The following is a 3,400-nucleotide window of genomic DNA, read 5'->3' as shown; positions in this document are numbered from 1 at the left end:
TCAATCAAATTTATTAACTTAATGGTTATGAAACGATTCGTATTATTTAGTGGACTATTTGCAGTGCTTTTGGGCTGTGGCTCGAACAGGCAATTCACAGAACAAGATAACCAAGACTATCAGAATTTACAGGAATTGGTAGCTTCAAAATCCTTGGAGATTGTTTCAACAAGTGCGATTCCAATGGCTACAGTGGCATTCAGTAAAGTGGCCAATTCCAGAATATTAGGTCCCGGAAATAACGCAAGCAACATCGATATTACATCAAACTCCAATAAGCTGACGATCAAAGGCGATAGCATTCGAGGCTATTTACCATATTTTGGAGAACAAACCTTTGGCGGCGGTCCCTATGGTGGGAATCATACTGGAATAGAATTTAATAATATTCCAAAAGATTATCAGGTAGTTCAGAACGGCAAAAAGCATGCAGTAGATATCTCTTTCAAAATTAACGACCAATATCGCAATAATGACTTGTATACCATCATGATTACATTATATCCAAATTACAGAAGCGAGATTCGAGTGCAATCCACAACGCGAACTCCAATCGAATACATGGGTCGTGTTAGTAAACTGGAACAGGATCAGAAATAGAGGATATTTGGCCTTTCCACAATATTCTATTTTACATAATATAAATTATAGAACAAAATTTGACGATTTGTGGAATAGGGTTTTTCAGCGAAATGTTCAATAATCATGTTTATTGCAATACCATGACTGTCATTCCAAAAAACATTATGTACAAGATTCTTTACGGTATCACAGCTATAGAATAATACTAAGACTATCTCTTCTAAAGTTTAAATTACAGCGATGCTTCTAAACCGTTACGAAAATTAAGTGCGTTTCATAAGGTCCATATTCTGAACTATTGTCCATAAATTTTCAAATAAGCGATTCTCAGAGCATGCTCAAAACTGTATCTTTGCATCTAAAATTATATATTTCGTCTTAAAACCGATTTAATAATAAAAAAAAACAAATCTAACAAATGATCATCCCTAAACTCCATTATATATCTCAAGGAAATTCTCCAAAAGAACATTTGGAAAACATCCAAAAAGCATGTTCTTCTGGTGCAGAATTAGTGCAATTGCGTTTGAAAAATGTTTCAGACAAAAAATATTTAAAACTTGCTGAAGAAGCTCGGGAAATTACCTCACATTTTCAAACGCGTTTAATCATAAACGATAATTACAAAATAGCAAAAACAGTTAAAGCCGATGGTGTCCATTTAGAAGCATCAGAAGTTTGCCCTACCGTTGTTAGAGATTATTTATTCTCTTGGCAAATGATCGGTGGCACCGCAAACACCTTGCAAGATTGCGAAACATTGATCAGTAAAGACGTTGATTATATTGGATTGGGTCCTTTCAGATTTACCGCAACCAAAGAGCATTTGCCAACCATTTTAGGTTTATCGGGGTATTCTGCTATTATGGACGTTTTAGATACCAAAACACCAATTATTGGCGTTGGCGGCATTACTACAGATGATGTTAAAGACATCTTAGCGACAGGTATTTCGGGATTAGCCGTTTCTGGAGCGATTACACGCGATTTTAATAGTATAAAACTATTTAATCAACTGCTAAACGCATCTTCTACAGAAGAGAAAAGACATACGTTTGAGTAGTAATAAGTATTGAGAGTTAAGTATTAAGAACGCAAGTTTCTCTCGCAGAGACGCGGAGACGCAAAGTTTTGATGAGTCAAATATTAAAAAAATGATTTGTCAATAAGCTAAAAACATCAGTGAAAAGTCAGCAGAAAATCAGTGTCACTTGCCTGAACTGACGGGCAGGTCTGCGTTCTATAGTTTATCTCGCAAAAACCCAGAAACGCATAGCTCTAATATTTGAGATACTTGTTATATAAGCTAAAAACATCAGTGAAAAGTCAGCAGGAAATCAGTGTCACTCGCCTGAACTGACGGGCAGGTCTGCGTTCTATAGTTTCTCTCGGAAAGGTTTGATGAATCTAAATATTTAAGATAATTCGTGAATAAGCTTAAATCATCAGCGAAAATCAGCAAAGATCAGCGTCATCTGCGTTCTGTACATACAGCTTCCCTCCTACACTTAAATATAAATCACTTCTACTTTAGTATTGAATAGTCATTTGACATATTCGCAAGAGATCAAGCAATAATTTTATAACTAAGCGTTCGCAATCTTTTCGTAAACACTCGATTTATAAATCGCTCTTAAAAAAAAAGAATGAACCTCCATTCTTTCGTATCTTTAGGATAGAGTTTTTCTAAAAAACGAAGTTTCTTTCATTTAGAAATATCAGATCTATTCGAACGCCATTAATCTGTTGGAATTCTATAAAACCTATATATTATGAATTCATATAATACTTAAAAATTATGATAAAGTCCATTGTGCTAAAAAACAGACCTAAGGGAAAACCAAGCCTTTCAGATTTCGAATTTATAACCGAAGATTTGAATCTTACCATAAATCCAGGCGAACTTCTTTTAGAAACAGCCTATGTTTCTGTAGATCCATATCTAAGAGGGCGCATGAGCGATGCCAAATCATATGTCCCTCCTTTTGAACTCCATAAGCCCATAACGTCTGGCGTTATTGCTAAAGTCATTGCCTCTAAAAACGAAAAATTTAAAGAAGGCGATTTTGTTTCTGGCATGTTAGATTGGAAAACAAAGCAAAAATCAAACGGTGATGGCTTATTAAAAGTCGATCCGGAAAAGGCTTCTTTAAGTGCGTATTTAGGCATTTTAGGAATGACAGGTTTAACCGCATACTGTGGATTGACGCAAATCGGTAAACCCGTCGCAGGAAAAACCCTTGTGGTATCTGGAGCTGCTGGTGCGGTAGGATCTGTGGTTGGACAAATCGGGAAAATCCTTGGACTTAGAGTGATTGGGATTGCCGGATCAGACGAAAAAGTGGCCCTGTTAAAATCCAAATTCGGATTTGATGAAGCAATTAATTACAATACCAGTAAAAATATCAGCGCCGATATTGCCAAAGCGGCACCAAACGGCGTGGACATTTATTATGATAACGTTGGCGGACCGATCTCTGATGCCGTATTATTTAACATCAATAAATTTGCTAGAATGATCATCTGCGGCGCCATATCAGTATATAATAATACAGAATTACCAAAAGGTTTGGGCGTACAACCTTTTCTAGTGAAAAACAGCGCGTTGATGCAAGGCTTTATCGTCTCCAATTATGCCGATAAATTTCCTGAAGCCATGGAACATTTAACCAACTGGTTAGCAGAAGGTAAATTGACCTACACTGAAACCATTGTTGAAGGTTTTGATAATATCCCAAAAGCGTTTCTTGATTTATTTGAAGGGAAAAACAAAGGAAAAATGATTGTAAAAATTTAATTTTAAAAAAGAAAAGACATG

Annotated in this window: 3 protein-coding genes; all 3 read left to right on the top strand. The window is 35.9% G+C overall.

What is annotated here, in order from left to right:
- Nucleotides 1–600 (top strand): DUF4251 domain-containing protein (locus ABIQ28_RS07615; protein WP_348036290.1); only part of this gene is annotated, 600 nt, incomplete at its 5' end.
- Between the two features lie 400 nt (nucleotides 601–1,000).
- On the top strand, nucleotides 1,001–1,645 hold the full coding sequence (locus tag ABIQ28_RS07610) for a thiamine phosphate synthase (RefSeq protein ID WP_348036289.1): 645 nt from the start codon (nucleotides 1,001–1,003) through the stop codon (nucleotides 1,643–1,645).
- A 735-nt stretch (nucleotides 1,646–2,380) separates the two neighbouring features.
- The gene (locus tag ABIQ28_RS07605) at nucleotides 2,381–3,379 is read left to right on the top strand and encodes an NADP-dependent oxidoreductase (RefSeq protein WP_348036288.1); all 999 of its coding nucleotides are present in this window, start codon (nucleotides 2,381–2,383) and stop codon (nucleotides 3,377–3,379) included.
- Nucleotides 3,380–3,400: the final 21 nt, after the last annotated feature.

This window comes from Gelidibacter sp., from assembly GCF_039916245.1.
GTDB lineage: Bacteria > Bacteroidota > Bacteroidia > Flavobacteriales > Flavobacteriaceae > Gelidibacter.
The sequence above is the reverse complement of the archived record's forward strand: the minus strand, read 5'-3'. Positions and strand labels throughout refer to the sequence as shown.

Bases quoted from the DNA above. Each gene is read 5' to 3' on its own strand.
- ABIQ28_RS07610 (WP_348036289.1), top strand. From the start codon at position 1,001: ATGATCATCCCTAAACTCCATTATATATCTCAAGGAAATTCTCCAAAA.
- ABIQ28_RS07605 (WP_348036288.1), top strand. From the start codon at position 2,381: ATGATAAAGTCCATTGTGCTAAAAAACAGACCTAAGGGAAAACCAAGC.